Raw genomic sequence first — 25,167 nt, 5'->3', positions numbered from 1 at the left:
GACGCACCGTCCGCGCCGGGGGCTCCCCGGTTTAGACGGCATCGCCTGTAAGCCTCCACGAGAACATCCGGGCGGCAAACCTTATCCCACAGACTGTGGAATTTAGCCGTTGCGTTACTCTTTGCTTTCGCCTGTAGTGTCTTCTGCAGGTTCTGAACCGATTCGAGCGGAGTTGTTAGGCTGATGCCAATCCCCGGGCTCTTCCTGCTTGGTACACTGGTACTGCAACAGGGGGCCTTCGCTCCTCTGACATTACTCAGTATCATAACTACTACGCCCCCATCCGCCATCCATAACGACCGACTCAGCCCCTCACGAGGCGTCGTTGCCCGTCTGCCGGACGAACATCGTTATGGACTTCCTTGTTGCACGATCGATCAATCGTTATGCGTGCTGTCACCACTACCCCGGTGGGTATGACCGGTGCTTTTCTCACTCTCTTCTCGGTCATCGTCGGCCTTCCCCGTTATTATGGCGTGTCGGCACCCACGACGGCATTTCGAGGCCTGCTCAGTGTTCACTCACGTTACGGCCCGCATAACCCGTTGACTTCCTTAAGAAGCCGTTTCAGGGAGAGCTTCAGCCCATTTGTTACCTCCTGGACCGCCCCCTGTACTTCCGGCCGGAGCGAGAGTTAGCCGGGTCGGACTTTCACCGACGGAAAGATCGTGCCTTGCAAGGCACACATAATAACGCAGCTGAGCGCGCGCTACGAGCGGTCTGTCTTGGCAAGAAAAACTATATCTTCTTCGGCAGCGATCATGGTGGCGAGCGTGGGGCCCTGCTGTATGGTCTGATCGGAACGTGCAGACTGAATGGCATCGATCCGGAAGCCTACCTCAGATATATCCTGAGCGTGCTGCCAGAGTGGCCATCGAACAAAGTGGCAGAACTTCTGCCATGGAACGTAGATCTCACCAATAAATAGCCGTCAATACGGCACTCACTTTACGCTTACTAACCTGAATCGTTGCGCACGATGAGTTCTTCTTCTTTAATGGCGTTATCAAAACAACTCTGCTGACTGGTGCGCCACTCTCTGCAGTCAATAAGGTTTCATCAAGGGTCTGTTGATCCATCCAGGCAAGCATTCACACTTCTCTAATGTCTGTCATATTGCTGTGAAATTGCAGCGATCAATCCATGAGAATCCCCGTAGATTGATGCCAGGATATCTTCAAGTTTAAACACTGCACCTGCATATGCTTTTCCAGTACGAAAACATGACCCTTCATTTTTATTGTTATGTTATAACATAACAATACTGATTTGCCAGTTCTTCTTTCTTACGCGGTACGCTCAAAACATCAGTAAATTTTCCTCGTTTCAGGACGAGAGAAGATACGGGTCTAACTGCCGGCAATAAGAAAATGAGGGCCAGGCGGCTATGGACGTATGTTCGTGACGCCGGGCCAGCACTGCCAGCGGCAATGTGGTTCCCCGACTCTCCCACCAGACAGAAGAGGTATCCCCGGCAGCCCCATCTACCGGTTTCACCTCTGGGCTACAGGTGGATGCATATGCCGGGGTTAATGAGCTATGCCGCAGTGGCCAGATAACAGAGGCGGCCTGCCGGGCACATGCCCGCCGTGAGATACATGATGCGCACATTCGCGGCCAGTCCCCCCTGACAGAAGAAGTACGGGAATGGAGCGGCGGACTGTACACCATTGAGGCGAATGTAAGAGAAATGCTTATGGAGCAGCGCCTTGCTTAACGTCAGCAGAAAACGAAACCGTAAGAGAGAAAAGACATCTGGATATATAGGGTCAAATCCAGCCTCTCACATAACGGAAAATCGCTGAAAGGCAAGGATGTGGTCAGCATAATGGAAGCTCTCAGGTGCTGGATAACCGCGTGCCGGCACGGATTCAGACGGATAACAGCAGCGAGTGTATTCCAATAAGTCTGAGTGGCTGAAACGGGAAAAGCGCACACTGAATGACCAACACAAGGCGCCAGCAACATATCCGGCGCCTTTATTCTTGTCAAAAACAGTGAAATGACGGTGTTTTAATCGCCGCCGCTCAGGAAAGAAGTTCCGCCTCGCCGGACAATCCCTGCAGCGAGATGTGGACAAACACCTCGCCTGGTGTCGTATCGCACCTCATGGCAAGCGTTACAGAGCGGGTTCACCTTCATATGCCCGCCGATACAATTCAATGACTTCCTCTTTGGAAGCTTTACGGGGATTAGTCAACTGGCAAACATCCTTTTTAGCGTTATCGGCCATGATGGCGAAATCTTCCGGCCGCACACCAAGGCTCTTCAAATCACGCGGAATACCCACTTGTTTGCTTAATCGTTGGATAGCCACAATAGCTTTAACCGCGGCCTCATCCGTGGAAATGCCGTTGACATGTTCCCCCATTGCTTCGGCAATATCCCTGAACCGATTGAGATTACTCATTAAATTGAACGACTGTACATAGGGAAGCAATATGGCATTACAAACGCCATGAGGAAGATTATAGAAACCACCGAGCTGGTGCGCCATCGCGTGAACATACCCCAGAGAGGCATTATTAAACGCAATGCCGGCCAGATATTGCGCGTAGGCCATGTTGTCCCTTGCTTTCATATACTCGCCGTTGGCCACCGCTTTAGGGAGATATTGCGTGATCATCCTGATGGCTTTTAATGCCGCCGCATCGGTAAGCGGATTAGCCATAGTCGACACATAAGCTTCAATAGCATGCGTCAGCGCATCCATACCGGTTGCGGCGGTCAGCGAAGGCGGCATTCCTACCATCAGTTCCGGGTCGTTAATGGAAATCTGCGGTGTCACGCGCCAGTCAACAATGGCCATTTTCACTTTGCGCTCAGTGTCGGTGATAATACAAAAACGCGTAATTTCAGAAGCCGTCCCGGCGGTGGTATTGATCGCCATTAGCGGGATCATATCATTGCTGGATTTATCAACACCTTCATAGTCTTTGATATTGCCGCCGTTAGCGGCCACCAGACCGATACCTTTGGCACAGTCGTGAGAAGATCCGCCACCAAGTGAAACAATGGCATTACAGCCGTTCTCCCGATAAGAAATGATACCGGCCTCAACGTTTCTGTCCGTGGGGTTGGGTTCTGCCTCACCAAAAATATGGGTCTCTATACCAGCGTCATGGTAGATCCCCGCAACCCTTTCCGCCATACCGTTTTGCGCGAGGAATTTATCGGTCACAATCAATATCTTTTTAACATTTAACGTCGCTGCCAATTGGCCAGCTTCTTTTACGCTGCCTTCACCGAAAACGTTTCTCGTGGGTAAAAAATAATATGTAGGCATTTTCCCCTCACCTGATTTAAGTAACGACCTGCTGCGCCAGATCATCCTCTTGCCAGCAGTAAGCAAGCACCAGTTATGCCTCTGCTGACTTGCGCGCTTGCAGACACCCGCAATTTGGATGATGTGGAATGGATAATTCTGTACGCTTTCCGATACTTTTTATGTAATCGCAAGACGTCTCTTATGCTACGAGAGGCGATAAGCGGCAGGTGTTAAATATTATGAGTATGGAACAGCCACAGGATTGCTGAATTCGTGTTAAATATTATCGAACATATAGAAAAATATTTGCGTTTTACATCACATTTTTTTTGCTATACATCCTATTTTTTTACAAATCAGATCAACAGTGGCAAAAAGAACCAAAAAAACAGCTTGTTACAGGCAGTAACACGTTAACCACGCACCAGCTATTGTTGACGTTTACTGGATCGCAAGCAACGTGTAATAATACCGTTCAATGAATATTTCATTTCAAAATTATTAATCATCATGATAATTCCCGGTTAATTTCTTTTCCGAATGTTGGTCATAGTTACGAATAACTGACGCAATATACAGGTAGAATTTATTCCAGACCTGTAGCTGCAGCAGAATAACGCGGCGGGATGTCTGACACGCCCTTTTCCAGCAGAGAAGAGCGCCATACCGCCGTATTGAGCGATGGAAAACGCTATTTCAGGGGTGAAAACGGTGCGGGAAGCAATGCCGTTGCCTCTACAGAAACGAAATCTGAAAAGTCAAAACCGGCCATGTCGGCCTGAAAGAGTTCACTTGCCATATAGCGCTCGGTAACGTCACCCGCTGACGCCCCTTCCTCATAGCTCACCAGGGCAATAACCCGTCGCGGATCGTCGGGCGCAGAGAAGACGCCATGAGTGGTAACGCCAAAGTGGTGAAGACTTTCTATATGTTTGAGCCAGATCGTCTGATAAGCCATCGCTGCGGCAGCAGACTTCAAGGTATAAGTACGTATTTCGAATGTGCTCATGCATCGGCTCCTCTATTGGCAGGAACAAGTGCCATCACAAGGCAACTCGGATATTGCCCACCTGTATGGATAATATGCCGCCCTGTATTACGGGTCGGAATGTTAAAACCCCCAGGCATACCGGGCAGCGCGTAACCACCAAGCGGCAGTCCGGCGATCTCCAGCCGTAACGTTTCTCCACAATGGATCTTCAGTGCCGTCGGCCAAATCGCGATATCCACAGGCACAATGTCACCGGGAACAAGGCGTTCCTCACGATCATGGCGGTGATGGGGTTGTAATGGCCCGGAAATCGTCTCATCGAGTGCGCGATGGGAAACACGCAGACGCCCCTCTGGCCCGGCATAGCTCAGCATGGCTGGCAAACGCCCATCCCGTTCCAGATGTCGAATGCCGGTCTGCGCTTCTTCGCCAGGGACGCAGATATGATAGCGCTTATGTCCATCAGCGCTGGTTTTGTAAAGCTGAACAAAGAGATCCATATCATCAGCCCCGTCCGACTCAACCCAGAGACGGAGTCGGGAAGATCCCAGTAACTCCATCTCCTCATCGACCGAAAATTCAAAAACCAGCGACTGCTGAATATTGCTGCTGAGGTAGTCGGCACTTGCCGATTCTGCCGCAGGTGTAGTGGTAAATGTTCTTTGCGCAGCATCGAGGAAGAAAGTTTGCGCGACTGCCCTTTCCGGTGGCCAGGCGGTTTCGATCCGCCCGATTTCATCTGTACCGCCCGGATCGAGAACCGACATCCGCACTTTCGGCGTTTCTTCCCAGCCGTTCTCTTCGCCTTTAAGGAAATGATCGAAAAAATGTGCCAGATCCTCAACATTGCGTGGGTCGTAGAGATCGGGCCATTCCATACTGTTATGAATACGTAACCATTTTTCCTGAGAGGCAATGCCGTTGAAGGCCTCCAGCGTACCGCGCGCATGCAGGGGATTAGTGTAGCTCGCGACAACATAGGCGGGTATATCGATAGCGCTAAGCTGCACGCGTTTGTCTGCCCAGTAATCATTCATCAGCGGATAGCGTTCGATCATCGCCGAGGGGTCTTCCATACGATTGAGTCCGTAAAGCCGGGGGTAGATTTCATCACGCTGAAACAGCGGATCAGGAATGCCGCCTTGCGCGAGATTATCCCTGTACATGTCAATCAATCCTTCCCACGGGGCAATCGCAGTCAGATGTGGTGGCCGGACAGCGGCCGTAAACCATTGCATAATCGCCAGTTGCGAATTACCCGACATACCAACTTTGCCCGTGCACCAGTCCTGTACGGCAATCCATTCAACCATATCTTGAGAGTCGGCCGCACCGGCTGCGCCCCACCACAACATATCACCGCCCGATTGCATGGAGCCTGGCGCATCAGCAATAACGACCGCATATCCACGGTTTACCCAGAAAGCGGGATCGGGCGCTTCAAAACACTGCAATCCTGACACCGCGTTCGCAGGTACGCCAAATTTGGCTGGGGGCAGATTAACCGTCCACCAGCCTCCTGTCTTACCATACGGAGACCACACCAGAATAGCGGGAACCGGTCTGCTATCAACAGGTCGATAGATGTCGACATAAATATCAGCGCCGCTTGTCAGTTTGACCACCGCATCCCGATCCTGACGAATGGCGCATGGCAACGGCATAGCATCCGGTTGATGAACATACCCTTGCGACAGGATTCGCGAATCCCGATGCAACGGTTCAGCATGAGAATCGGGCGTTTCCGGCGGATTTGCCGGGCGGTAGATAACATCAAGACCAAAACGATGATCGGGCAATATTGTGCTCATAGAACCATCCTGAAGTGTCTGGTTTTCATCAAGGGCCATTTAATATTATACTGATAATAGACTTTAAGAAAAAAATGTAAAGTTTAAGGGGATCGATGACAACCATAACCACCTCTATTTCGGGATCGACTCAAAGTCTCATCCTCGGCCTGCTGGGACTTTATTTGCTCGAACAACCGGCGCCGATTTTTCTTCCGACCCGCTTTTTTCTTGACGCACTGTCTCCAGCCAAGCTACCGGAAATCACCGTGCGCATGACGCTGACCCGCATGGTCGAACGCGGGCTGTTAAACCGTGTTAAACATGGCCGCACTGCCCATTATTCCCTAACCGACATGTGCAGAATGCAGTTGACCCAGGGACGGGATCGGATCTTCTCGACCACTCCCTTCGGTTGTGGCGAAGACATCTGGACCTTTTTGTTCTTCATGGACGCATCCTACAAGGAGACGTCCCGCTATCAGTTTCACACACGACTTGACTGGGCCGGGTTTAGTAAGATTGATCCTCGTTTATGGCTGGCGCCGGGACGGATTGACGCCGTTCGTTTGCTGACCGATATACTTCCTGTGGAAATACTGGACGATATTCAGTTCTTTCATGGCAAAGCGCCGGATGCCGGCCGCTTTTTCGCGCTGGTCCGGCAGACATGGGACATTGAAAGTATCCGGGCAGCACATCTGGATTTCCAGACACGCTGGGATAAGGCACCGCAGCAAAGCGATACGGCACTATTTCGGCTGATTGAACTGGTCAATGACTGGACGCTACTGCTGCGAAACGATCCAGGTCTGCCTGCGTACCCTACAGGGCCGGACCGGGACTCAGACCGTTCCAGAATAATATTCTGGCAATGTTATTCCCTGCTTCGCCCAGTGGCGGACCGGCAGTTTGCAGCACTTGCCTCCGAATGCAGGGTTGAGTCGGTGATAAGCACGCCTGGCCAGCATGACGGTTAATCAATAAAGGAACTATCGTTACAGAAAAAATAGCGGTTGATATTCACCATGACGCGATCATTGTCATTCTGTCAGCTTTAATGCAGCGTTAAAACTCATTAATCAACTGGGAGCCTGTCAATTTGATTTACCAGGCATTCATCAAAAGCAGAGCATACCTTTTCATATAAGTCTGGTGAGAACATTAAATTCTGCCATATATTATTATGGCCAGCATCAGGAATAGTCAGAAGTTTTTTCTGTGAGGTGCGGGAGGCTGAAGAAACTAGTCTTTTCGGTATTTCAGATGGAATTATTGTGTCATTTTCGGCGGCAATAACAAGTAAATTCCCCGTGAATTCAGCGGCTATATCCCAGGCATCCGTCTCTTCCCAATTTCGGAACTGGCGTATGATTGCAGAAAAATCAGGACCAAAATTAACCTTATAAGCAGGCATTGAATAGACACCGGGCACCATGAGGATTAGAGATTGTAGTCGAACCTCTTTACTCAGTTGAAGTGCATTATACGCCCCCATACTTACGCCCATACAGCCTGTCAGCGCCAGCCCCTGATAAGCAATCACCGCCTTTGCTTGCATCGTACGACTAAAAAGAGAGGACTCATGCATGTCACCACCAGTCTCACCATGACCTAAAAAATCAAACACAGTCGTTCCAACGCCTAACTCATCCATAAGAACGCGGTACTTGTAGAAAACCTTTCGATCTTTACCGCCGCCATGAAGCATCAAGATATGTCCATTGCGGCCAAATGTACTTTCAGCATAGATAGTTTCACCATTAAAAGGCACCTGAAAAGACTGGATTAAAATCATAAGAGTAGCATCTTTGAATTAATAGTTTCTTTGTTCTGACAGACCAGGTAGCCCCATGCAATGCCAGGAACCCAAGGCATACAAGCTAGCGGAACTGCGAAGCCGTGACCCTCGCCTTTTAAGGGCGTTAACTCCCGTTACCGTTGCGCGACAAGTCTTCGACGGCGCTTATCCGTTCCACCACTACAGCCTCATGATTCCAGCCTTCAGGAATCGGTGTCGGACGCTCAAACAGGCAGTTGTCCAGCCGCAGCCCGGTCACGCCGCTGGCAAACAGCGCCGGCATACCGCCAGGGTAGCGTTCGACGCCGTAAGGCTCACCCGTTAGCGGATTGAGTAAAAAGGCGTTATCCAGACCGCTACCCGTCGGTTGTGCCGGGTTACAGGGAGGCCGGATATCGTAACTGCCCTGTTGCGCGTTTTCACTAAATCGCTGCTGCAGTTGGATCTCGCTGAAATGAATATCGTCGATTTCCCCTGCCGTTTCTGCATGCAGGTTAATCGCCCCCTGGGCATGTCCGCGCAACGCGCTGAAACTCACCTGGCTTATCGCGCCCGGCGCCACAACGGGGTCGCGACGTCGACTGGAGATAAAAACAGGGTCGGCGCGTCCCCAGTGACAGGCGTTAACGTAGCGGCAGACAAAAGAGATATTGTGAAAATGCAGGCGCCGGAACCGCCCACCATCGCGGCTGATAATGCCAATCGCCCGGTTGCTGTCGATAATCGTGCAATCGCGCAGGGTGATATCTTCAATATCGTCAACGGTCTCAGTACCAATTTTAAACGCCGAGCTGTAAGAGCGCAGCGTGCAGTTCGTTATGGTGACATGGCGGGTCGGGCCGCGCAGGTTGCCAGGTTTGTTGGTGGTTTTCAGGCAAATGCCATCATCAGCGGCGCTAAACAGCGAATCGCTAATGTGCACAAACTGACAGCTGTCAATATCCAGCGCATCGGTGTTAGCCATGGTCATATCATTGTCAATCGTCAACTGGCTGACTACCACATGCTGGCAGCTGACCAGATGCACAGTCCACATCGGGGCGTTAAACAGGCGTATCCCGCGCAAACAAACATGCTGGCAGGACTCCAGCACGATCATCCTCGGGCGCTCCCTGGCCGGCATCCGGTACCCCTGCTCGTCGCGCACCGGAGAGAACCAGAAATCAGCGTTACCGTTGATCGAACCGGCGCCGCTAAGCGTGATATTGCACTGATCGTAAGCATAAATCAGCCCCCGTTGCGACTGCTCCGCTACCGTCAGCGTTTCCCCGGCCTGATAATCGGCATAATCCGGGCTGGCGATCAGTTCAGCCCCGCGCTGCAGGTACAGATGAAAATGCGAGGGCAGAACCAGCGCCCCCGTCACATAGCGGCCTGCGGGAAGGGTCAGCATCCCGCCTCCTGCTGCGGCAATATGATCTATCGCCTGCTGAATCCATGCCGTGACCGGCGCGTCATCGGGAACATCAGGCCGCTCGCTGAGCGTAATATGCATATTATTTCACCGCCCCTTCAGTAACGCCGCTGATAAATTTACGCTGAAAAATCAGGAAAATGACCACCAGCGGTAAAATAACGATCATCGCGCCCGCCATCAGCACAGGAATGTTAATGGTGTTTTTATTTTGAAAGAACATCATACCAATCGGCAGCGTCCGCAGCTCTTCCTGATTGACCAGAATCAGTGGAATAAGAAATTCGTTCCACGTCCAGATAAACAGCAGCAGCGCCAGCGTTGACAGGGTCGGCCAGATAGCCGGCAGCAAAATTTTCCACAAAATACGCTTACGCGGGGTGTTATCCATAATCGCCGCTTCAATCAGCTCCTTCGGCACCTGCTGCAGCGCCGTCGCCACCATCAGGGTGGTAAACGGGATCGACAGCGCGACCTGCGGTAAAATTAACGCAAGGTAGGTATTGGTCAGCCCCATCCAGCGCAATTCATGATACAGCGGGATAATGAACGACTCGGAGGGCAGGATCATTCCCAGCGCCATGAGTAAGGCAAAGAGCGTTTTCCCGGGGATGCGTAGAAATGCAAAGCCAAAGCCCGAAAGCACGCCGAGCAGGATACTCATTATCACAACCGGGAACACCACCAGCACCGAGTTAACAAAATAAATGCGGAAGTGACCATCTTCCCAGGCGGATACATAATTTTTAAAACTAAACGACTGAGGAAGGCTAAAGACCCCCTGAAACAGCTCCATCTGGGTTTTAAAAGAGGTCAGCAGCGCCATCAGGAAAGGGGCGATAGTCAGTAACGCCAGCAGCCAGAGAAAGGCACGCGAGAAAATGGGCGATCGCTGAGGCATTATTTTTTCTCCCGCATAACGATATGCAATATGCCGTTAATACCGAGCACAATGATCAGGCTGACGATAGCCACCGCCGACGCATAGCCAAAATGGCGTAAATCGAACCCTTGTTGATACATATACATATTTGTCACCAGTGTGGAGGTTCCTGGACCACCCTGGGTCATGACATAAACTAGATCGAACGCTTTCAGGCTGGCGATAATCGTAATAATCAGCGCGATACGAATCTCAGGCAACAGCGCAGGCAAGGTAATGCGGCGGAATTTCTGCCAGTGCGATGAGCCGTCCAGCTCCGCCGCTTCATGAATCGAGGGATCCATACGTTGAATGCCTGCCATGAATAAGATCAGACAAAAGCCAAAGAAGTACCAGACCGCCACCATCCCGGTGGCCGGCAGAGCCCAGTCGAAATCCCCCAGCCAGGCGAGAGCCAGATGGGGTAAACCGACAGCACGCAAAAACTGGTTAATTGGCCCCATCGCGGGGTTATACAACCAGCGCCACACCACCCCAAGCACTGCCATCGGCATGATATAGGGAAGGAAAAAGAGTACGCGGAGTACGGTAAGCTCTTTATTGTTGCGTAACTGGCTCAGAAAACTGCACAGTGCCAGGCCCAGGCTCACGGGCAACAACGTGTAGAACAACATGAAGATGACGTTGTTGCCAACCGCCGTCCAGAATTGACCGTCTTTGAAAATCTGCACGAAATTACTCAACCCGATAAACAGCGGTCGGGTACTGCCATCCCATTCGGTAAAAGCAATCGCCAGCGAGGCGAGCAGTGGGAAAAGCAGAAAAATGGTATAAACCAGTAATGCCGGCAGAATATAGACCGTATTACTCAAACGTGAGCGATTGAGCATGGCGCAGTTTTCACCTCACCGTAATTAGTGTTTTAATGAAGCCAGATATTTTTGGTAGTCCTGATCGGCATTTTCAGTCAGCTGTTTTGGCGTGATTTTGTCAGCCATCAGCAACTGTACGTTCTGGTTCAGGGTGGTTAACATCGTCGGAGTCGCCCAGTCCAGATAATGCCCTAGCGCATCGTTTTTGTTGACGGTCACCCACGTCTGGTAGACATCGGCAAGCAGCGGATTGTCCTTCGGCAGCGTAGCGCTGGCTGAGGAGGTTGCTGGCAGAAAACCGGCTTTCAGCCACTCATTGGCGACGCTATCGGAAACAATATAATCAATGTATTGTGCAGCAGCCGCTTTTTGCTCCGCGGTTTTTGCCGTACTGGTGATGGAGAATGGCAGGTCGGTCCCGCCGACCATCAGCGGTTTATTGACCCCCGGCACCGTCGGCAGCGCGGCAAAATGGATATCTTTATTGGCCTTAAATTGCCCCATATACCAGGTCCCGCTGATAAAGAAGGCGGCCTGGCCACTCTGGAACAGCGTCGCCGCATCGTCATGACCAATCCCCTGGAACCCCTGGAAGAAATACCCCTTATGGTTCCACTCCTGCATCATTCCCGCCGCCTTAGCCAGCGCCGGATCTTTAAAGCTACCACCGACATCATAGATAAGCTTATCCAGAGCCTGACGTTTACTGCTATCGATCTGCACCTCCCATAAGGTGCTGAGCATCTGCTGCCCGGCGTTACCATCGAGTAATCCCAGCATCAGCCCAGGCGTGCCGGCCTGCTTCAGTTTTTCCAGCGCCTGATTAAATTCAGCCATGGTCTTCGGCACCGGGATCCCAGCTTTATCCAGCAAGGCTTTGTTGTAATACAGCCCCACCATCTCCCCCAGACTCGCGACGCCGTAAAGATGGCCGCTGCCAAAGTCCTGTTTCTCCGACCAGCGGTTACGTTTGAGAATGGAATCAGGAAAACGCGTGGTCCACTGGTACTTGGTCGCATACTCATCAAGCGGAGCCAGCAGGTGCTCTTTCACCAGCGCGCCCATATCGCCACCGCCCTGATTGACTTGCGCCACCTGCGGCCCGTCGCCGGAGGAGAGCGCCAGTTTTAGCGGGATGCGGGTATCTTCAAACGCATGTACGGAACGATCGATCTGAATACCGGGATGGGCAGCGGTGAACGTTTTAATCGCATTATCAATGACCGCGCTCTGTTCAGGATAGTTATAAATATCCCACGCAGAGAGCGTCACCGTCGCGGCGATAGCCGGGGACGAGAGCGCAGCGAAAACCAGCGTCGCGAGCGCGGTAATACCTGTCATACGGGAACGGCAAACCTTATATGAATCACACATAGGACTGGACTCTCATGGACACAAACAGGACAAACCTCCCTGCGAATCTGCCTTGAGTACTTCCCGCACTCGGCAACTGGCGATGCACAATTCAACATCACGAATACACTTACTTTATATAAAAAACAAAGTCAAACTCCATTTTCCACGGTTAGATCGCGGTCATAATCTGGTGAAGCCGTAACTTATCCGCTGATAATCAGAATAATAAACTGGTTAAAATTACGTCTTACCATTCCTGATAATCATAGTTGATTGAATAGTGGTTTTTCATGCTACACAAAATAATATTCATTAATCTCAAATAGATGGCATATGAAAATCGTATACTCACTCTCGGATAATGTTCCTGCAAACGGCAGCGGCAGTGGGAAAAGCAATAAATTCAGACAGATTTTACCCCGATCACAATTCGCGTCATAAGTGCGACTTCTCGCTGGTGAAACGGAAAAAATGTTCTACGGTCATTTAACGTCAAATGCCTAATTATTATTTCTTGAAAAAAAAGTGCGCTTTAATTAAGTTGGCGTAAATCTGTTCAACAATGAGCGAGCATCCATGAAGCCAGATCTGCGTGGCGTTATTCGCCCGGTGCGACCCGAAGATCGCGAAGCCCTGAGCCTTATTTGCCTGGAAACGGCCAATGCGGGTAAAAATGCCACCGGTTTATACAGCGACCCAGACTATCCCGGCCTGCTGTATGTTGTGCCCTACGCCTTATACGAGCCTGATTTTGCGTTTGTCCTCGAACTGGACGGCGCGGTGGTGGGATATGTCGTGGCAGCACCGGATACGGAGGCGTTCGAAAACAAGCTGGCCAGCGAATGGTGGCCGGTGCTGCAAAAAAAATATGCTCAGCGGGAACCTCTGGCGGATCTGGATATGAAAGTCCTCGGACAGATTCGTCATCCTGCCCGCGCAAGCGAGGAACTTTCGCAATCCTGGCCCGCGCATCTGCATATAAACCTGCTGCCCGTCGCCCAGTCTGGCGGATGGGGACGGCGGCTGATTGCGCATCAGCTCGCCGCGCTGCGCGCGCGAGGAGTTAGCGGCGTTCACCTCGGCGTGAGTTTGCAAAATGAGACGGTGTGCGCGTTTTACGAAAAAATGGGCTTCCGGCATATTTTCCGCCGCAATGCCATCTATATGGGGCAGTTGCTGTAGTTGAGGGGGAAGCGAAATGACCAATCTGGTTCTGAGTAATGTAAAAAAACGCTGGGATCAGTTGACCGTGATCCACGGTCTTGATCTGACCATCAATAGCGGTGAATTTGTGGTCTTCGTTGGGCCTTCAGGGTGCGGTAAATCAACCCTTTTACGCATGATTGCCGGTCTGGAAGAGATTAGTGAGGGGCAATTGCTCATCGCCGGTGCCGACATGACCAGACAGCCGGCATCTGAACGCGGTATCGCGATGGTCTTCCAGTCATACGCTCTGTATCCCAATATGAGCGTGCGCGATAACCTGGCCTACCCGCTGATGATGGCCAGGCGGCCCAGGGAGGAAATCAACCAAAAAGTGGATGACATCGCACAAAAATTACACCTGAAGGAATATCTCTCCCGTCTGCCGCGCGCGCTTTCCGGTGGCCAGCGTCAACGTGTGGCTATCGGGCGCGCTATCATCCGTCAGCCTAATATATTTCTGTTCGACGAACCGCTTTCCAACCTTGATGCCGAGCTGCGTCTTAAGATGCGCATTGAGATTGCCCGTTTACATGAAACACTCGGCAGCACAATGATTTATGTCACCCACGATCAGTTGGAAGCGATGACGCTGGCGGATAAAATTGTGGTGTTACGTCAGGGGCGTATTGAACAGACCGGCTCGCCGCTGGCGATTTATCACGATCCGGATAACATGTTTGTCGCCGGCTTTATCGGCTCGCCTAAAATGAACTTTCTACCGGCGACGGTGAGAGCGGCCCGCGAAGGCGAAGTGCAACTGGAAATTCCGGCACTGAATATGGCGGCATTAGTCTGCCCACTTGGCTCTCAGCCAGCGGAAGGAAGTACGCTATGGGTAGGTATTCGCCCTGAACACGTTCTGCCAGGCCATCTACTGGAGCCACAGAACCGTTTTCACGCACGGGTCTCTTTTATCGAGAAACTGGGCCACACTAACTATATTTATCTGGATATTGGCCGCGAGGAGATGTTGGTCGTCGAACAGCGCCATGGCGAAAATATCGAAACCAGCCAGACGGTGGAGCTAGGGATCCCGCCAGCTCAGGTCCGTATTTTTGATCAGCAGGGCATCCGTATTCGCTAACGCAAAATGCGCCCGTAACGGGCGCATCAGATTGCTGACAAAGTGCGTTTTTCCGGAATTGCCCGGCGGCGCTTCGCTTGCGCGGGCCTACGATAAATCCATAACATGATGATATTATTGGTTTTACATGCCAGGTAAGGCGATAGCCGCCACCCGGCAGAAATGCGAGCACAATATCTAAATCTAAATCAGGTTTGTCATCAGCCTCATGCGCCCGTAACGGGCGCATCTATTTTATATCAATTAATCAGCCCCGTTTTCGGCTGTTCTGTTCGTTATCATTTTCCTCTTCCATTGACAGCAAATCAATCAGACGATCGACGGCCAGCCCCGCTGCGCCCTGCGCCCACATACGGCTGGAATCGGTTAAAAACTGCAGCGGCGTCAGTTGGGGGGAGAGTTTAAGTCGGTAGGTCTGAAAAACCTGTGTAACTTCATCCAGCAGTATACGCGACGCCATATGCGGCTCCATCGCCAGATAAACGACATCGGGATCAAAGGCGGCGGCCAGATTAGCGAGGGAAACGCCAAGATGCTGCGCGGCATTTTTCAGCACCGCGAGCGTTTCTGGCGATGGACGCTCATCCAGTGCCAGCAGCGTCTTCGCAGCGGTCTGGCCTTTCAGCGCGCGTAAGATAGCTTTCGACGAGGCCACGCTTTCCAGGGTCTCTCCGGAACCGTCGCTCAGCAATACGTTGCCAATCTCTCCGGCAGTACCGTGGCGCCCTCTATACAGCTGCCGATCGAGGATAATACCTGCACCGATGCCTTTACCATAGGTGGCCACGACCGCCGATTTCGCCTGCCCCAGTTGACCGAAAACCTGTGTCGCCAGCGCCAGCGCGTTAGCGTCATTTTCGATAAACACGGGAATTTGAAAACGCGCGGCTAACTGCTGTACGACAGGTACATTATCCCAGTTCAGCACGGTAGAACGAATGCAGTAGCCGCTTTGCGGATCCACCAGGCCGGACAGCGCGAGGCCAATCGCCCCGACATGACGGTCGCCCGGCGTTTTCAGGAATTTGGCCAGCGACTGCACCAGCTGCTGTGGCGTCAATTCTCCGGCCGGCATTTGCTGCTCGCCCACCAGGTTGCCCGCCAGATCGGTCATTACGATCAGGTTGCGTTCCGCATTCAGTTGCACGCCAATCACATTGGCATAATCGGGATTCAGCCCGAGCAGCGTTTTCGGCCGCCCCATCGATTCGCGACGCAACCCAAGTTCCTGAATAATCCCTTTCGTTAACAGCCTGTTAGTTGCCTGGGATACCGTAGACATACTTAATCCGCTGCGAACTTTCAGGTCTGACTGGCTCACTGGCGATAATTCAACAATCAGCCGGAGGATGCGGGTGGTTATGGAAGGCGCATTTATCATGACAGTTTTAACCAAAAAAAGACCGACGCAGCCCCATGCTCCACCGGACAGAATGACTAATAATTACGGGCCAGGGCCCATTGCAACGCTCCCGCCAGCGCATTTTGCGCCGGCGGGACAATCTGCCGCTGCACCTCTGGCGCAAGCCAGGGTAATAACGGTTCCGCCAGGCCGCCCATCAATGCCACAGGATAATCCCCCTGATGAGTCAGATGGTTAATCAACAGTGTCGTCTCATCGGCACGCGCTTTGACCAGTGCGACACCATTGGAGTCGTTTTCAGCAGCGTGGGCGAAGATTAGCGGCGAGAACTGCCCCCACTGCGCCGGCGACGCACTCGCCGACCAGCTCAGCAATGATTGCGGAGAATGGTCAAACTGCGCCATCAGTGCGTGGGTAAGCGGCGTCATGGGTTGTAGCCCTTCATGCGCCTGCAGCGCCAGACGCAACGCCTGGTGGCCCAGCAGCGAGCCGGAACCGTGGTCAGACAGCAGCAGCCCCCATCCCCCGACGCAGTGAAACCCTGAGCCATCCCAGACCGCCCCCTGGCTCCCGGTACCGATGATCAACACCGCGCCAGGCTGGCCGGAATGGCCCCCCAGACAGGCGGTTTCCACGTCGGAGAAAACGTGCCAGCCGCCAAAATCGTGGGGCCATAATTGCGCCCGCTGCCGCGCAGAAAGCACATTCGCGCCGGCGAGTCCGAGGATCGCCGTGGTGGCGGAATAGTGCTCTTTCCCTAGCCCCGCCAGCCGCAGAGTCTCGGCGATCAGTTGCGTCGCCTGCGTCATCGCGCCGGTAAAATCACTCCAGATGTTCGCGGAACCGCCGGTCAGACTTGCCAGGGTCTGGCCCTGTTTATTGATTAATTGCGTACGGCATTGCGTGCCGCCGCCGTCAACGCTGATGAAGTACTCAGAACGCAAGGCTGTCCTCCCGGTCGTGGGTCATCATACCCGTCGTCATACTTCAAATTGCAGGTGCGTTAGCTGTATGAGCCGGCCTGCGGCCTTACCCCGGGGCTGGCGCAAGCGCTGTTCAATCACGCCCCGGGGGCAGTTGCCCTGCAACTCGAATGATTGGGGTGTTACCGTCAAATCCCGCTCTAATTCTGAGCGAAAAGATAGGGTAAAAAAACTTAAATCGCAATAGCAAATAAATATGGAAAAGATTTAAAACTTAAAACTAATAAAATCAATAAATTAAAAGTTATTAATTTTTTTACCAACTTTTAATATTGACTTTAGTTTTTTTGGCGTAATAAGTTGATGGTGTTAAATTGAACAATGCGCCGTGGGATATCGTTAACCCACTCGCTTTTTCATCGGGCATATTTCTTAAGCAGGCAGGGTTGAACATGAAAGTAGGCATTGTTGGGTTAGGGTTCCGTATGTCCCACGTCGTGAAAGAGTTTAAGAAAGCCGATCCGGATTTCACTATTGTGGGGTATGTCGATCCTGCGCCGGCAGGTTTGCCGAACCTAAGCACATTTGGTATTAAGCCGGGCAAAGCCTTTTCTTCACTGGAACAGATGCTGGCAAGCGGCGGCTTTGATTTGCTGATGATCGGTTCGCCGAATTTTATGCATCTACAACATATTGAGGCCGGCCTGCAGGCGGGTTACACCATCTTCACCGAAAAACCGGTGGTGATTGATGAAGCCCAGAGCATGGCGCTGGCACGGTTGATCGCGCGCTACGGCGAAGATAAAGTGATTGTCGGCCTGGTGTTGCGCTATTCACCGCTCTATCAGGATCTGGTCGCCGCAAAATCCAGCGGCCAGTTGGGAGAAATCACGTCTATTGAAGCGACTGAACATATCCCCCCTTATCATGGCGCGTTTTTCATGCGCGACTGGCGGCGCCTGGAGCGTTACGCCGGGCCTTATATTCTGGAAAAATGTTGCCATGATATCGATCTCTATCAGGGGCTGGTCGGCGAGCGTCCACGCCGTGTCGCCAGCTTCGGCGGCAAGAAGTCATTCACCCCGGCCCACACGCCTGACGGAGAGATCACGGCGCAATCGCCGGTTTATCATGAGAAGCCCAGCGGCTGGTCCAGTACCGACCACGTCTTTGACAGCGATGCGGATATTGTCGATTATCAGACGGCCATCGTGGAATATGCCAACGGCGGAACGATGGCGTTTCATGCCAATCTCAACGTACCTGACGAATTTCGCCGCTTTTGCGTGATCGGCACCGATGGCCAGGCAGAAGGGGATTTTGTGCGTAACTACTTCCGGGTTCACGACGCGCGTACGCGTGCCCGGCTTGAAGATAAAACCTATGCCGGAAATGCCTACGATGGCCACTATGGCGCGGATGCTTTGATGGCGGAAGAGATCGTCAAACATCTGAAGCAGGGCACTCCGCTGAAGGTTTCCGTCATTGATGCGCTGGAGGCCGGTCTGACCGCGATTAAAATCGATGAAGCCCGGAAAACCCATAGCGTTATCGATATGAGCAACTGCTGGGCAGAGTTCGATAAAGCACTCGGACGATAGTTATTTGTTCGATCTGAGGGAGCCAGTAACATTTCTGATGTGGTGATTATCTATCGCCACATATAAAGAACCGCTGCAAATAGCCACCAGTGATAAGTTGGATTGCCACATTTTGCTGAAGGAGCGGCAAATGAACCCTTTTCGTGTTCTCTTGCTAATCCTCTCTATATGTAGAGGTTTTACTTTACAACAAATGTAGACCATATCAACTTATGGGTTAAACGACAAAAGCAACAAGGGGCTACCTTTCGGTAACCCCTTGTTTTATTTGGCGGAAGCGTAGAGATTCGAACTCTAGAACCCTTTCGGGTCGCCGGTTTTCAAGACCGGTGCCTTCAACCGCTCGGCCACGCTTCCGGTATGGGGCGCACTATAAACACCTCTGTTCAGCCTGTAAAGTACGATTTTGTTCAACCGCCTTAAAAATAAACAAAAATGCGCTATTCGTCTGAAATTCATGCGGTTCGCGCAAAATTTCGACGCAAACCGTCCTCTCCGCATTAGTGTTTTTTGATGTACATATCTTTGGTGTAGTAATACCCCAGCCTGTCAGGCGTGAATCCCCCGACCCACGGCTTCACCAGGTGCGTACGCACATAGTGATAAACTGGAATGGCTGGCACATCTTTGCCCAATATATCCTCCGCCTGCTGATAAAACTTGCCGCGCGTCGCCGTATCAGGCGCTTTCGCCGCATTACGCAACGCGTCATCATAGGCAGGGTTGCTGTACTGACTGGTGTTCTCGCTATCACCGGTACGGAAGTTATTCAGGAAGGTAGAAGCATCATCATAATCGGCAATCCACGCGTAGCGCACGGCATCAAAATTATGCGTATGCATCGTGTCCAGCATGGTCTTCCACTCCTGATTTTGCAGCTTTGCCTCAACGCCAAGGTTCTTTTTCCACATCGAACTGGCGGCTATGGCAATCCGCTGGTGCGATTCCGAAGTGTTATAAAGCAGATTAAACACCAACGGATGAGTATCGTTATATCCCGCCGCGTTCAGCAGTTTTTTCGCCTCGGCGATACGTTTATCGCGCGGCCAACTGGCATAATCCGGATTGTGCAGTTTCACGCCGCCGATATCAGGCTGACTGATAAGCCAGGCCGGGCGCTGCCCCTGCCCCAGCACCTTATCGGCGATAATGTCTTTATCGAGGGCCATATTCAGCGCCTGCCGTACGCGCGGATCGTTAAACGGCGGCCTGGTGGTATTAAATTCGTAATAATAGGTCGCCAGTTGCGGTGAAACATTCAGTTGATCGCCCATGGTTTTTTTTAACTGAGCGAACTGATTAATCGGCACGGTATAAACTATGTCGATCTCCCCGGCTTTATAGCGGTTGACGTCAGCGGATTCAGAGCTTATCGGCAGATATGTCACCTTGTTGATCACGGTATGTGCATTGTCCCAGTAACGCGGATTACGCTCAGCGACAATGCGTTCATTCACCACCCACTGAGACAGCTTATAAGGCCCGCTGGTCACCATATGCTCCGGTTTGGTCCACTTATCGCCGTAACGGGATATCAACACTTTATCGAGCGGAACCAAAGACGGGTGCGCCAGCATCGAGAGAAACGCCGCATTTGGCTGGTTTAACGTCACTTCAAGGGTCGCGTCGTCAATTGCTTTTACCCCCAGTGTCTCAGGCGCTTTTTTACCCTGCGCGATATCTGCCGCGTTAACAATATGCATATTGCCGGGATAGCTTGCATAAGGAGACGCCGTAAGCGGCGATACCAGACGCTGCCAGCTCCAGACAATATCCTGCGCCGTAATCGCCGTGCCATCTGACCAGGTTATCCCAGGGCGCAGATGGAACGTCCAGACGGTGTTATCTTTATTCTCCCACTTCTCCGCCAGCCGGGGCTGAATCTCCCCAGTCGGTGAAACGCTGACCAGTCCTTCGAAGAGATCGCTGACAATATTGAATTCAACATCGCTTTCCACTTTCTGCGGATCCAGCGACGATGGCTCGCTACCGTTATTTCTGACTAACTCCTGCTTCTCTGCCAGTACCGTTCCCGGTGGCACCTGAGCGGTTAGTGCCGGCGTGGCCATTGAGAACAGGCCGACTGCCAGCAATACGCGTGTGATGTGATTATATTTTTGTGATTTCATGTCCTTGCCTTGATTATGTTTCGTTTGTACCCTATCCAGACTTAATCATACAATGGATATAAAGCAATATTTTTCAGTAAGTTATCAGATTTAGATCTGAATTTAAGAAGATGAATGTATAAGCATGCTGCTTACGCCATATAATCTGAAATAATATGCTGAATACAATCGCCAGGTTTTGAGTAAAGATGGGTAAAAGCACTATGGCGGCAGCCATGTTTTTTTTATGCTTCATTATTAATTACATCTGTCATAAGAGAGTGACTCATGGATCGTATAATTACATCGTCGCGTGACCGTTCATCGCTGCTCAGCACGCACAAAGTTCTGCGTAACACCTATTTCCTGCTTAGCCTGACGCTGGCATTTTCCGCTATTACTGCCACAGCCAGCACGGTGCTGATGCTGCCCTCTCCGGGTCTGATTCTGACGCTGGTCGGTATGTACGGCCTGATGTTCCTGACCTATAAAACGGCGGATAAACCAACGGGTATCATTTCTGCGTTCGCCTTTACCGGTTTTCTGGGCTATATCCTGGGGCCGATGCTGAATGCCTACCTGTCTGCAGGCATGGGCGATGTGATCGGCCTGGCGCTGGGTGGCACCGCGCTGGTGTTCTTCTGCTGCTCAGCCTACGTGCTGACCACCCGTAAAGATATGTCCTTCCTCGGCGGTATGCTGATGGCGGGCGTAGTGGTAGTGCTGATCGGGATGGTGGCGAACATTTTCCTGCAGCTCCCGGCTCTGCACCTGGCAATCAGCGCGGTATTTATCCTGATTTCTTCAGGCGCGATCCTGTTTGAAACCAGCAACATCATCCACGGCGGTGAAACTAACTACATCCGCGCGACCGTTAGCCTGTACGTCTCGCTGTACAACATCTTCGTCAGCTTGCTGAGCATTCTTGGCTTCGCCAGCAGAGATTAACGTACTTCCCGACTGTTCCGAGGCCCTGCTTATGCAGGGCCTTATTTTTTGCTACACTGCCGCGAGTAGTTTCAGCGGTATATGAAAATTATGTTTATCTTTGAAGGCAATGAAATCGAGACCGATAGCGAAGGTTATCTGAAGGATACGACCCAGTGGAGTGAAGCGATGGCGGCAGTTATCGCTGAACAGGAGGGCATCACTCTGTCCGTTGAGCACTGGGAAGTGGTGCGCTTTGTGCGTAACTTTTATCTGGAATTCAATACGTCGCCGGCCATTCGCATGCTGGTGAAGGCCATGGCGAACACGTTCGGCGAAGAGAAAGGCAACAGCCGTTATCTCTACCGCCTGTTCCCGAAAGGCCCGGCTAAGCAGGCGACAAAAATCGCCGGCCTGCCTAAACCGGTCAAGTGCATCTAATACAGAATGGCGAATTTTTGCCACTCTCTGGTGGGCTGATGGGGTTCAGTGAGAACCTTGTCAACCCGCGCGCTACGGGGCCCGCCTGCTTTCAACCAGGCAATCAGCTGTGCCACTTTCTCCGCCTCGCCACAGGCAAGAACCTCCACACCACCGTCGTCAAGATTGCGCGCGTACCCCGTTAGCCCGAGCTGTAGCGCCTCACGCTGAGTTGAGTAACGAAACCCGACGCCCTGAACAGAACCGTATACCCACGCCATAGTACAGACAGTCGTCATTCTCACTCTCCTTTCCGGCTAATGACATAATGCTGAGGATAGCAAATACTTTCAGCGTACATGTTTTGGCAATAATCCATAATGCTGACGAAAACGTGCACTAAAGCGCGATCCGGAGAGATAGCCGCTGTTTTGCGCAATTTCGCCGATCGGCCTTGACGTCGACTGCAGTTGTCCCAAAGCATAGGCCATACGCACCTCTTCCACTATCTGGCGGAAACTGCGGGATTCCTGCCGTAAACGGCGGCGAAGGGTTGATTCGCCAACAAACAGCATCTTAGCCACTTTCGCAACACTCCACGACTCGCCGGGTGACAGCATAATAATTTGCCTTACCTGACCGGTTAAATCTTCATGCCGTTCTTTGAGAAGCGGCCATGCGTAACCCGCCTGGTACAGCGCCAATAGCAATCCCATCGCCTGATGATGCTGTAACTCTGCGGAAACCTCTTCACGCACGGCCTGCAAAACACTCTGCCACATAAACGCCAGTTCAGAAGCCAGCGGTGCGCAGAGCGAGGTCAGACGCCCGCCCTGCGGCTCGTTCATATAGCGAGCCTTAAAATCAGCTAACAATTCCGGGGTTAATAACAACAGCTCGGAGCAAAATAGTCCATTCTCCGGCTGGTTAATAACGTCAAGTTCAACCCCTGACGGCAAAATTATTAGCTGCTGCGGCGTAGCCAGCATCTGACTGACTCCCTGCACAATCACCTTACTGCCGCGAGTTACCCGACATAGCGCAGGAGAAAAAAGCGTAACACGGTGCAGCTTATATAAACGCCGGGAGGTAATTTCCGTCGCCGTTAAAGCCTTATGGTGAAAATGAATGTTCCGCATCAGACCGCCTTGTTAATTTATCGTCCAGCAATGGCGGTTAACTGCGCGCTGGCGATTGCATGACTATGCAACATAAAACCGACTAACGCCCCGCCGGACCCGGTATCAATGGGCAATGTCGCCGTATCAAGCGCCCACACGGTAAAGCGGTAACGATGAGGTTTATCTCCAGCAGGCGGACAAGGGCCGCCAAAACCCGCATAGCCAAAGTCATTACGCCCTTGTACCGCCCCGGCAGGCAGTTTAGCGTTATCTTTGTCCCCGGCGCCAGCGGCTAAACGGGTTACCTGCCTGGCAATATTCACCACCGTCCAGTGCCACCAGCCGCTGCCGGTCGGCGCGTCCGGATCATAAACGGTTACCGCAAAGCTGCGAGTATCAGCGGGCGCGTTTTTCCATGCAATTTGCGGTGAAATATTACCACCGCTACAGCCGAATCCGCTAAACCAGTGCGTCAGGGCCAGAGGCTCGCCATCGCGCATATCCGTGCTGCTGATGCTAAATGGCGCAGCAGTCGCCGTACTGCTTATGATCGCCATCATCGCGACAGCTAATTTCAATCCTGTTTTCATCATATTTCCTCCGTTGGGTGAGAAAATACGGTAAGATCCCGGCGTGATTTTTATTATGCCAAAGCGCCTGCATTTTGTGCCGAAACGCTCACCTGTCAATGCCGATGGAATAGTGCTTGCCTCAGCCACTTGTGCTAACCTACGCGCCATTTTTTCGGTGCCGACATCCGTTACTTAAAGGTAGCTCCATGACAGATTCCATATTCCCCCGCTTAGTGTTAACTAAAGGACGCGAGAAATCCCTGCTGCGTCGCCATCCGTGGATTTTCTCCGGCGCCGTCGCGCGGATGGAAGGCAAAGCCCATGCCGGAGAAACTATCGATATCGTTGATTCTCAAGGGAAATGGCTGGCCCGCGGCGCGTACTCCCCTTCCTCGCAGATCCGCGCCCGCGTCTGGAGTTTTGACCGCAGCGAAGACATTGATAACGCCTTTTTTGAGCGACGCCTGCAGCAGGCGCAAATCTGGCGCCAGTGGCTGGCGACCCGTGACGGCCTTGACAGCTATCGTCTGATCGCCGGTGAATCCGATGGCCTGCCAGGCGTCACCATCGACCGTTTTGGTGACTTTTTTGTTTTGCAGTTACTGAGCGCCGGTGCGGAATACCAGCGTGCGCCGATTATCAGCGCACTACAAAAGCTGTTCCCGAACGGCTCAATCTACGATCGCAGCGATGTCGCTGTGCGTAAAAAAGAGGGGCTGGCGCTGACGCAGGGACCGATAGTCGGCGAACTGCCGCCAGCTTTGCTGCCGATTACCGAACACGGAATGCAACTGCTGGTGGATATTCAGGGCGGGCACAAAACCGGCTACTACCTCGACCAGCGGGACAGCCGCCTGGCAACTCGCCGCTACGTTGCGGATAAACGCGTGCTGAACTGCTTCTCCTATACCGGCGGTTTTGCCATCTCCGCACTGATGGGCGGCTGCCGCCAGGTTGTGAGTGTCGATACGTCTCAGGAAGCCCTGGACGTCGCAAAACAGAATGTTATGCTGAATAAACTCGATCTGGCAAAAGCAGAGTTCGTCCGCGACGATGTATTCAAGCTACTGCGTAAATATCGCGATTCCGGCGAGAAATTCGACGTTATTGTGATGGACCCACCAAAATTCGTTGAAAACAAAAGCCAACTGATGGGGGCCTGTCGCGGCTATAAAGATATCAATATGCTGGCGATCCAGCTTTTGAACCCTGGCGGCGTGTTGCTGACGTTTTCCTGCTCCGGCCTGATGACCAGTGATTTATTTCAGAAAATCATTGCCGATGCCGCAATTGATGCCGGACGTGATGTACAATTTATAGAACAGTTCCGCCAGGCCGCCGATCATCCGGTGATTGCAACCTACCCGGAAGGGCTGTATCTGAAAGGATTTGCCTGTCGCATCATGTAACTTGAAAAGTGGAGAATCGGCCCGCATATATACCCCAACTGATTCAAGCCGCAGGACA

General features: G+C 52.1%; 21 protein-coding genes, 1 tRNA gene and 2 pseudogenes. 9 read left to right on the top strand and 15 right to left on the bottom strand.

Annotated elements, in window-relative coordinates:
• Window positions 1-688 precede the first annotated feature (688 nt).
• Together FE839_RS09205 and FE839_RS24845 are read left to right on the top strand one after the other, a co-directional pair.
• Window positions 689-928, top strand: a pseudogene (locus tag FE839_RS09205) (transposase domain-containing protein); the annotation flags it as partial.
• Window positions 929-1,349: 421 nt separating this feature from the next.
• A pseudogene (locus FE839_RS24845) lies at window positions 1,350-1,714 on the top strand (IS66 family transposase); the annotation flags it as partial.
• A gap of 405 nt (window positions 1,715-2,119) precedes the next feature.
• Here FE839_RS24845 and FE839_RS09190 read toward each other — a convergent pair.
• From FE839_RS09190 to FE839_RS09180, 3 genes are all read right to left on the bottom strand, one after another.
• Window positions 2,120-3,286: an iron-containing alcohol dehydrogenase gene (locus FE839_RS09190; RefSeq protein WP_138360534.1), complete on the bottom strand. Its 1,167-nt coding sequence runs from the start codon at window positions 3,284-3,286 to the stop codon at window positions 2,120-2,122.
• A gap of 673 nt (window positions 3,287-3,959) precedes the next feature.
• Window positions 3,960-4,277, bottom strand: coding sequence for an NIPSNAP family protein (locus FE839_RS09185; RefSeq protein WP_138360528.1), 318 nt, complete (start codon window positions 4,275-4,277; stop codon window positions 3,960-3,962).
• Window positions 4,274-6,109: a CocE/NonD family hydrolase gene (locus FE839_RS09180; RefSeq protein WP_138360527.1), complete on the bottom strand. Its 1,836-nt coding sequence runs from the start codon at window positions 6,107-6,109 to the stop codon at window positions 4,274-4,276. The genes FE839_RS09185 and FE839_RS09180 overlap by 4 nt, the downstream gene beginning before the upstream one ends.
• Before the next feature lie 56 nt (window positions 6,110-6,165).
• Here FE839_RS09180 and FE839_RS09175 point away from each other — a divergent pair, with 56 nt between their 5' ends.
• Entirely contained in the window at window positions 6,166-7,029 is an 864-nt protein-coding gene (locus FE839_RS09175) for a PaaX family transcriptional regulator C-terminal domain-containing protein (protein ID WP_138360526.1), read from the top strand.
• A gap of 98 nt (window positions 7,030-7,127) precedes the next feature.
• Here FE839_RS09175 and FE839_RS09170 read toward each other — a convergent pair whose 3' ends face one another.
• The 5 genes from FE839_RS09170 to FE839_RS09150 all read right to left on the bottom strand — a co-directional run bounded on the left by FE839_RS09170 (window position 7,128) and on the right by FE839_RS09150 (window position 12,360).
• Window positions 7,128-7,847 carry an alpha/beta fold hydrolase gene (locus FE839_RS09170; RefSeq protein WP_138360525.1) on the bottom strand — a complete coding sequence of 240 codons (720 nt, stop codon included), beginning with the start codon at window positions 7,845-7,847 and terminating at the stop codon, window positions 7,128-7,130.
• Window positions 7,848-7,974: 127 nt separating this feature from the next.
• Window positions 7,975-9,345: a glycoside hydrolase family 28 protein gene (locus tag FE839_RS09165; protein ID WP_138360524.1), complete on the bottom strand. Its 1,371-nt coding sequence runs from the start codon at window positions 9,343-9,345 to the stop codon at window positions 7,975-7,977.
• A gap of 1 nt (window position 9,346) precedes the next feature.
• Window positions 9,347-10,165, bottom strand: coding sequence for a carbohydrate ABC transporter permease (locus FE839_RS09160; protein ID WP_138360523.1), 819 nt, complete (start codon window positions 10,163-10,165; stop codon window positions 9,347-9,349).
• Complete coding sequence (locus FE839_RS09155; protein WP_138360522.1) at window positions 10,165-11,037, bottom strand: carbohydrate ABC transporter permease; 873 nt, start codon at window positions 11,035-11,037, stop codon at window positions 10,165-10,167. The genes FE839_RS09160 and FE839_RS09155 overlap by 1 nt, the downstream gene beginning before the upstream one ends.
• A gap of 24 nt (window positions 11,038-11,061) precedes the next feature.
• On the bottom strand, window positions 11,062-12,360 hold the full coding sequence (locus FE839_RS09150) for an extracellular solute-binding protein (RefSeq protein WP_241675622.1): 1,299 nt from the start codon (window positions 12,358-12,360) through the stop codon (window positions 11,062-11,064).
• Window positions 12,361-12,951: 591 nt separating this feature from the next.
• Between FE839_RS09150 and FE839_RS09145 the strand changes: the two genes are divergently transcribed.
• Together FE839_RS09145 and FE839_RS09140 are read left to right on the top strand one after the other, a co-directional pair.
• Window positions 12,952-13,557 (top strand): GNAT family N-acetyltransferase, encoded by a 606-nt coding sequence (locus FE839_RS09145; protein ID WP_138360520.1) that lies wholly within the window; start codon window positions 12,952-12,954, stop codon window positions 13,555-13,557.
• Between the two features lie 16 nt (window positions 13,558-13,573).
• Window positions 13,574-14,665, top strand: coding sequence for an ABC transporter ATP-binding protein (locus tag FE839_RS09140; RefSeq protein WP_138360519.1), 1,092 nt, complete (start codon window positions 13,574-13,576; stop codon window positions 14,663-14,665).
• Window positions 14,666-14,912: 247 nt separating this feature from the next.
• On the opposite strand, the gene FE839_RS09135 is transcribed toward FE839_RS09140, so the two are convergent.
• Both FE839_RS09135 and FE839_RS09130 read right to left on the bottom strand, forming a co-directional pair.
• Window positions 14,913-16,043 (bottom strand): ROK family transcriptional regulator, encoded by a 1,131-nt coding sequence (locus FE839_RS09135; protein WP_138360533.1) that lies wholly within the window; start codon window positions 16,041-16,043, stop codon window positions 14,913-14,915.
• Between the two features lie 59 nt (window positions 16,044-16,102).
• Window positions 16,103-16,972 carry a glucosamine kinase nucleotide-binding domain-containing protein gene (locus FE839_RS09130; RefSeq protein ID WP_138360518.1) on the bottom strand — a complete coding sequence of 290 codons (870 nt, stop codon included), beginning with the start codon at window positions 16,970-16,972 and terminating at the stop codon, window positions 16,103-16,105.
• A 431-nt stretch (window positions 16,973-17,403) separates the two neighbouring features.
• On the opposite strand from FE839_RS09130, the gene FE839_RS09125 reads away from it, so the two are divergent.
• On the top strand, window positions 17,404-18,552 hold the full coding sequence (locus FE839_RS09125) for a Gfo/Idh/MocA family protein (protein WP_138360517.1): 1,149 nt from the start codon (window positions 17,404-17,406) through the stop codon (window positions 18,550-18,552).
• Between the two features lie 269 nt (window positions 18,553-18,821).
• Here FE839_RS09125 and FE839_RS09120 read toward each other — a convergent pair.
• Together FE839_RS09120 and FE839_RS09115 are read right to left on the bottom strand one after the other, a co-directional pair.
• Window positions 18,822-18,909, bottom strand: a tRNA-Ser gene (locus tag FE839_RS09120).
• A 143-nt stretch (window positions 18,910-19,052) separates the two neighbouring features.
• On the bottom strand, window positions 19,053-20,681 hold the full coding sequence (locus FE839_RS09115; RefSeq protein WP_138360516.1) for an ABC transporter substrate-binding protein: 1,629 nt from the start codon (window positions 20,679-20,681) through the stop codon (window positions 19,053-19,055).
• Between the two features lie 267 nt (window positions 20,682-20,948).
• Between FE839_RS09115 and yccA the strand changes: the two genes are divergently transcribed.
• Window positions 20,949-21,608 carry an FtsH protease modulator YccA gene (yccA, locus tag FE839_RS09110; protein WP_138360515.1) on the top strand — a complete coding sequence of 220 codons (660 nt, stop codon included), beginning with the start codon at window positions 20,949-20,951 and terminating at the stop codon, window positions 21,606-21,608.
• Window positions 21,609-21,698: 90 nt separating this feature from the next.
• On the top strand, window positions 21,699-22,028 hold the full coding sequence (tusE, locus tag FE839_RS09105) for a sulfurtransferase TusE (RefSeq protein ID WP_138360514.1): 330 nt from the start codon (window positions 21,699-21,701) through the stop codon (window positions 22,026-22,028).
• On the opposite strand, the gene yccX is transcribed toward tusE, so the two are convergent.
• From yccX to FE839_RS09090, 3 genes are read right to left on the bottom strand one after another with little or no spacing between them, the layout of a single operon-like run.
• Entirely contained in the window at window positions 22,025-22,306 is a 282-nt protein-coding gene (yccX, locus tag FE839_RS09100) for an acylphosphatase (protein ID WP_138360513.1), read from the bottom strand. The two genes, tusE and yccX, sit on opposite strands and share 4 nt — an antisense overlap.
• Before the next feature lie 51 nt (window positions 22,307-22,357).
• The gene (locus FE839_RS09095; protein ID WP_138360512.1) at window positions 22,358-23,146 is read right to left on the bottom strand and encodes a helix-turn-helix transcriptional regulator; all 789 of its coding nucleotides are present in this window, start codon (window positions 23,144-23,146) and stop codon (window positions 22,358-22,360) included.
• A 17-nt stretch (window positions 23,147-23,163) separates the two neighbouring features.
• On the bottom strand, window positions 23,164-23,718 hold the full coding sequence (locus tag FE839_RS09090; protein ID WP_138360532.1) for a YbhB/YbcL family Raf kinase inhibitor-like protein: 555 nt from the start codon (window positions 23,716-23,718) through the stop codon (window positions 23,164-23,166).
• A 188-nt stretch (window positions 23,719-23,906) separates the two neighbouring features.
• Here FE839_RS09090 and rlmI point away from each other — a divergent pair, with 188 nt between their 5' ends.
• The gene (rlmI, locus tag FE839_RS09085) at window positions 23,907-25,109 is read left to right on the top strand and encodes a 23S rRNA (cytosine(1962)-C(5))-methyltransferase RlmI (RefSeq protein ID WP_138360511.1); all 1,203 of its coding nucleotides are present in this window, start codon (window positions 23,907-23,909) and stop codon (window positions 25,107-25,109) included.
• The last annotated feature ends 58 nt before the right edge of the window (window positions 25,110-25,167 follow it).

It is taken from the genome of Klebsiella indica, from assembly GCF_005860775.1.
GTDB lineage: Bacteria > Pseudomonadota > Gammaproteobacteria > Enterobacterales > Enterobacteriaceae > Klebsiella > Klebsiella indica.
This window is presented reverse-complemented; position numbering and strand designations above follow the sequence as displayed.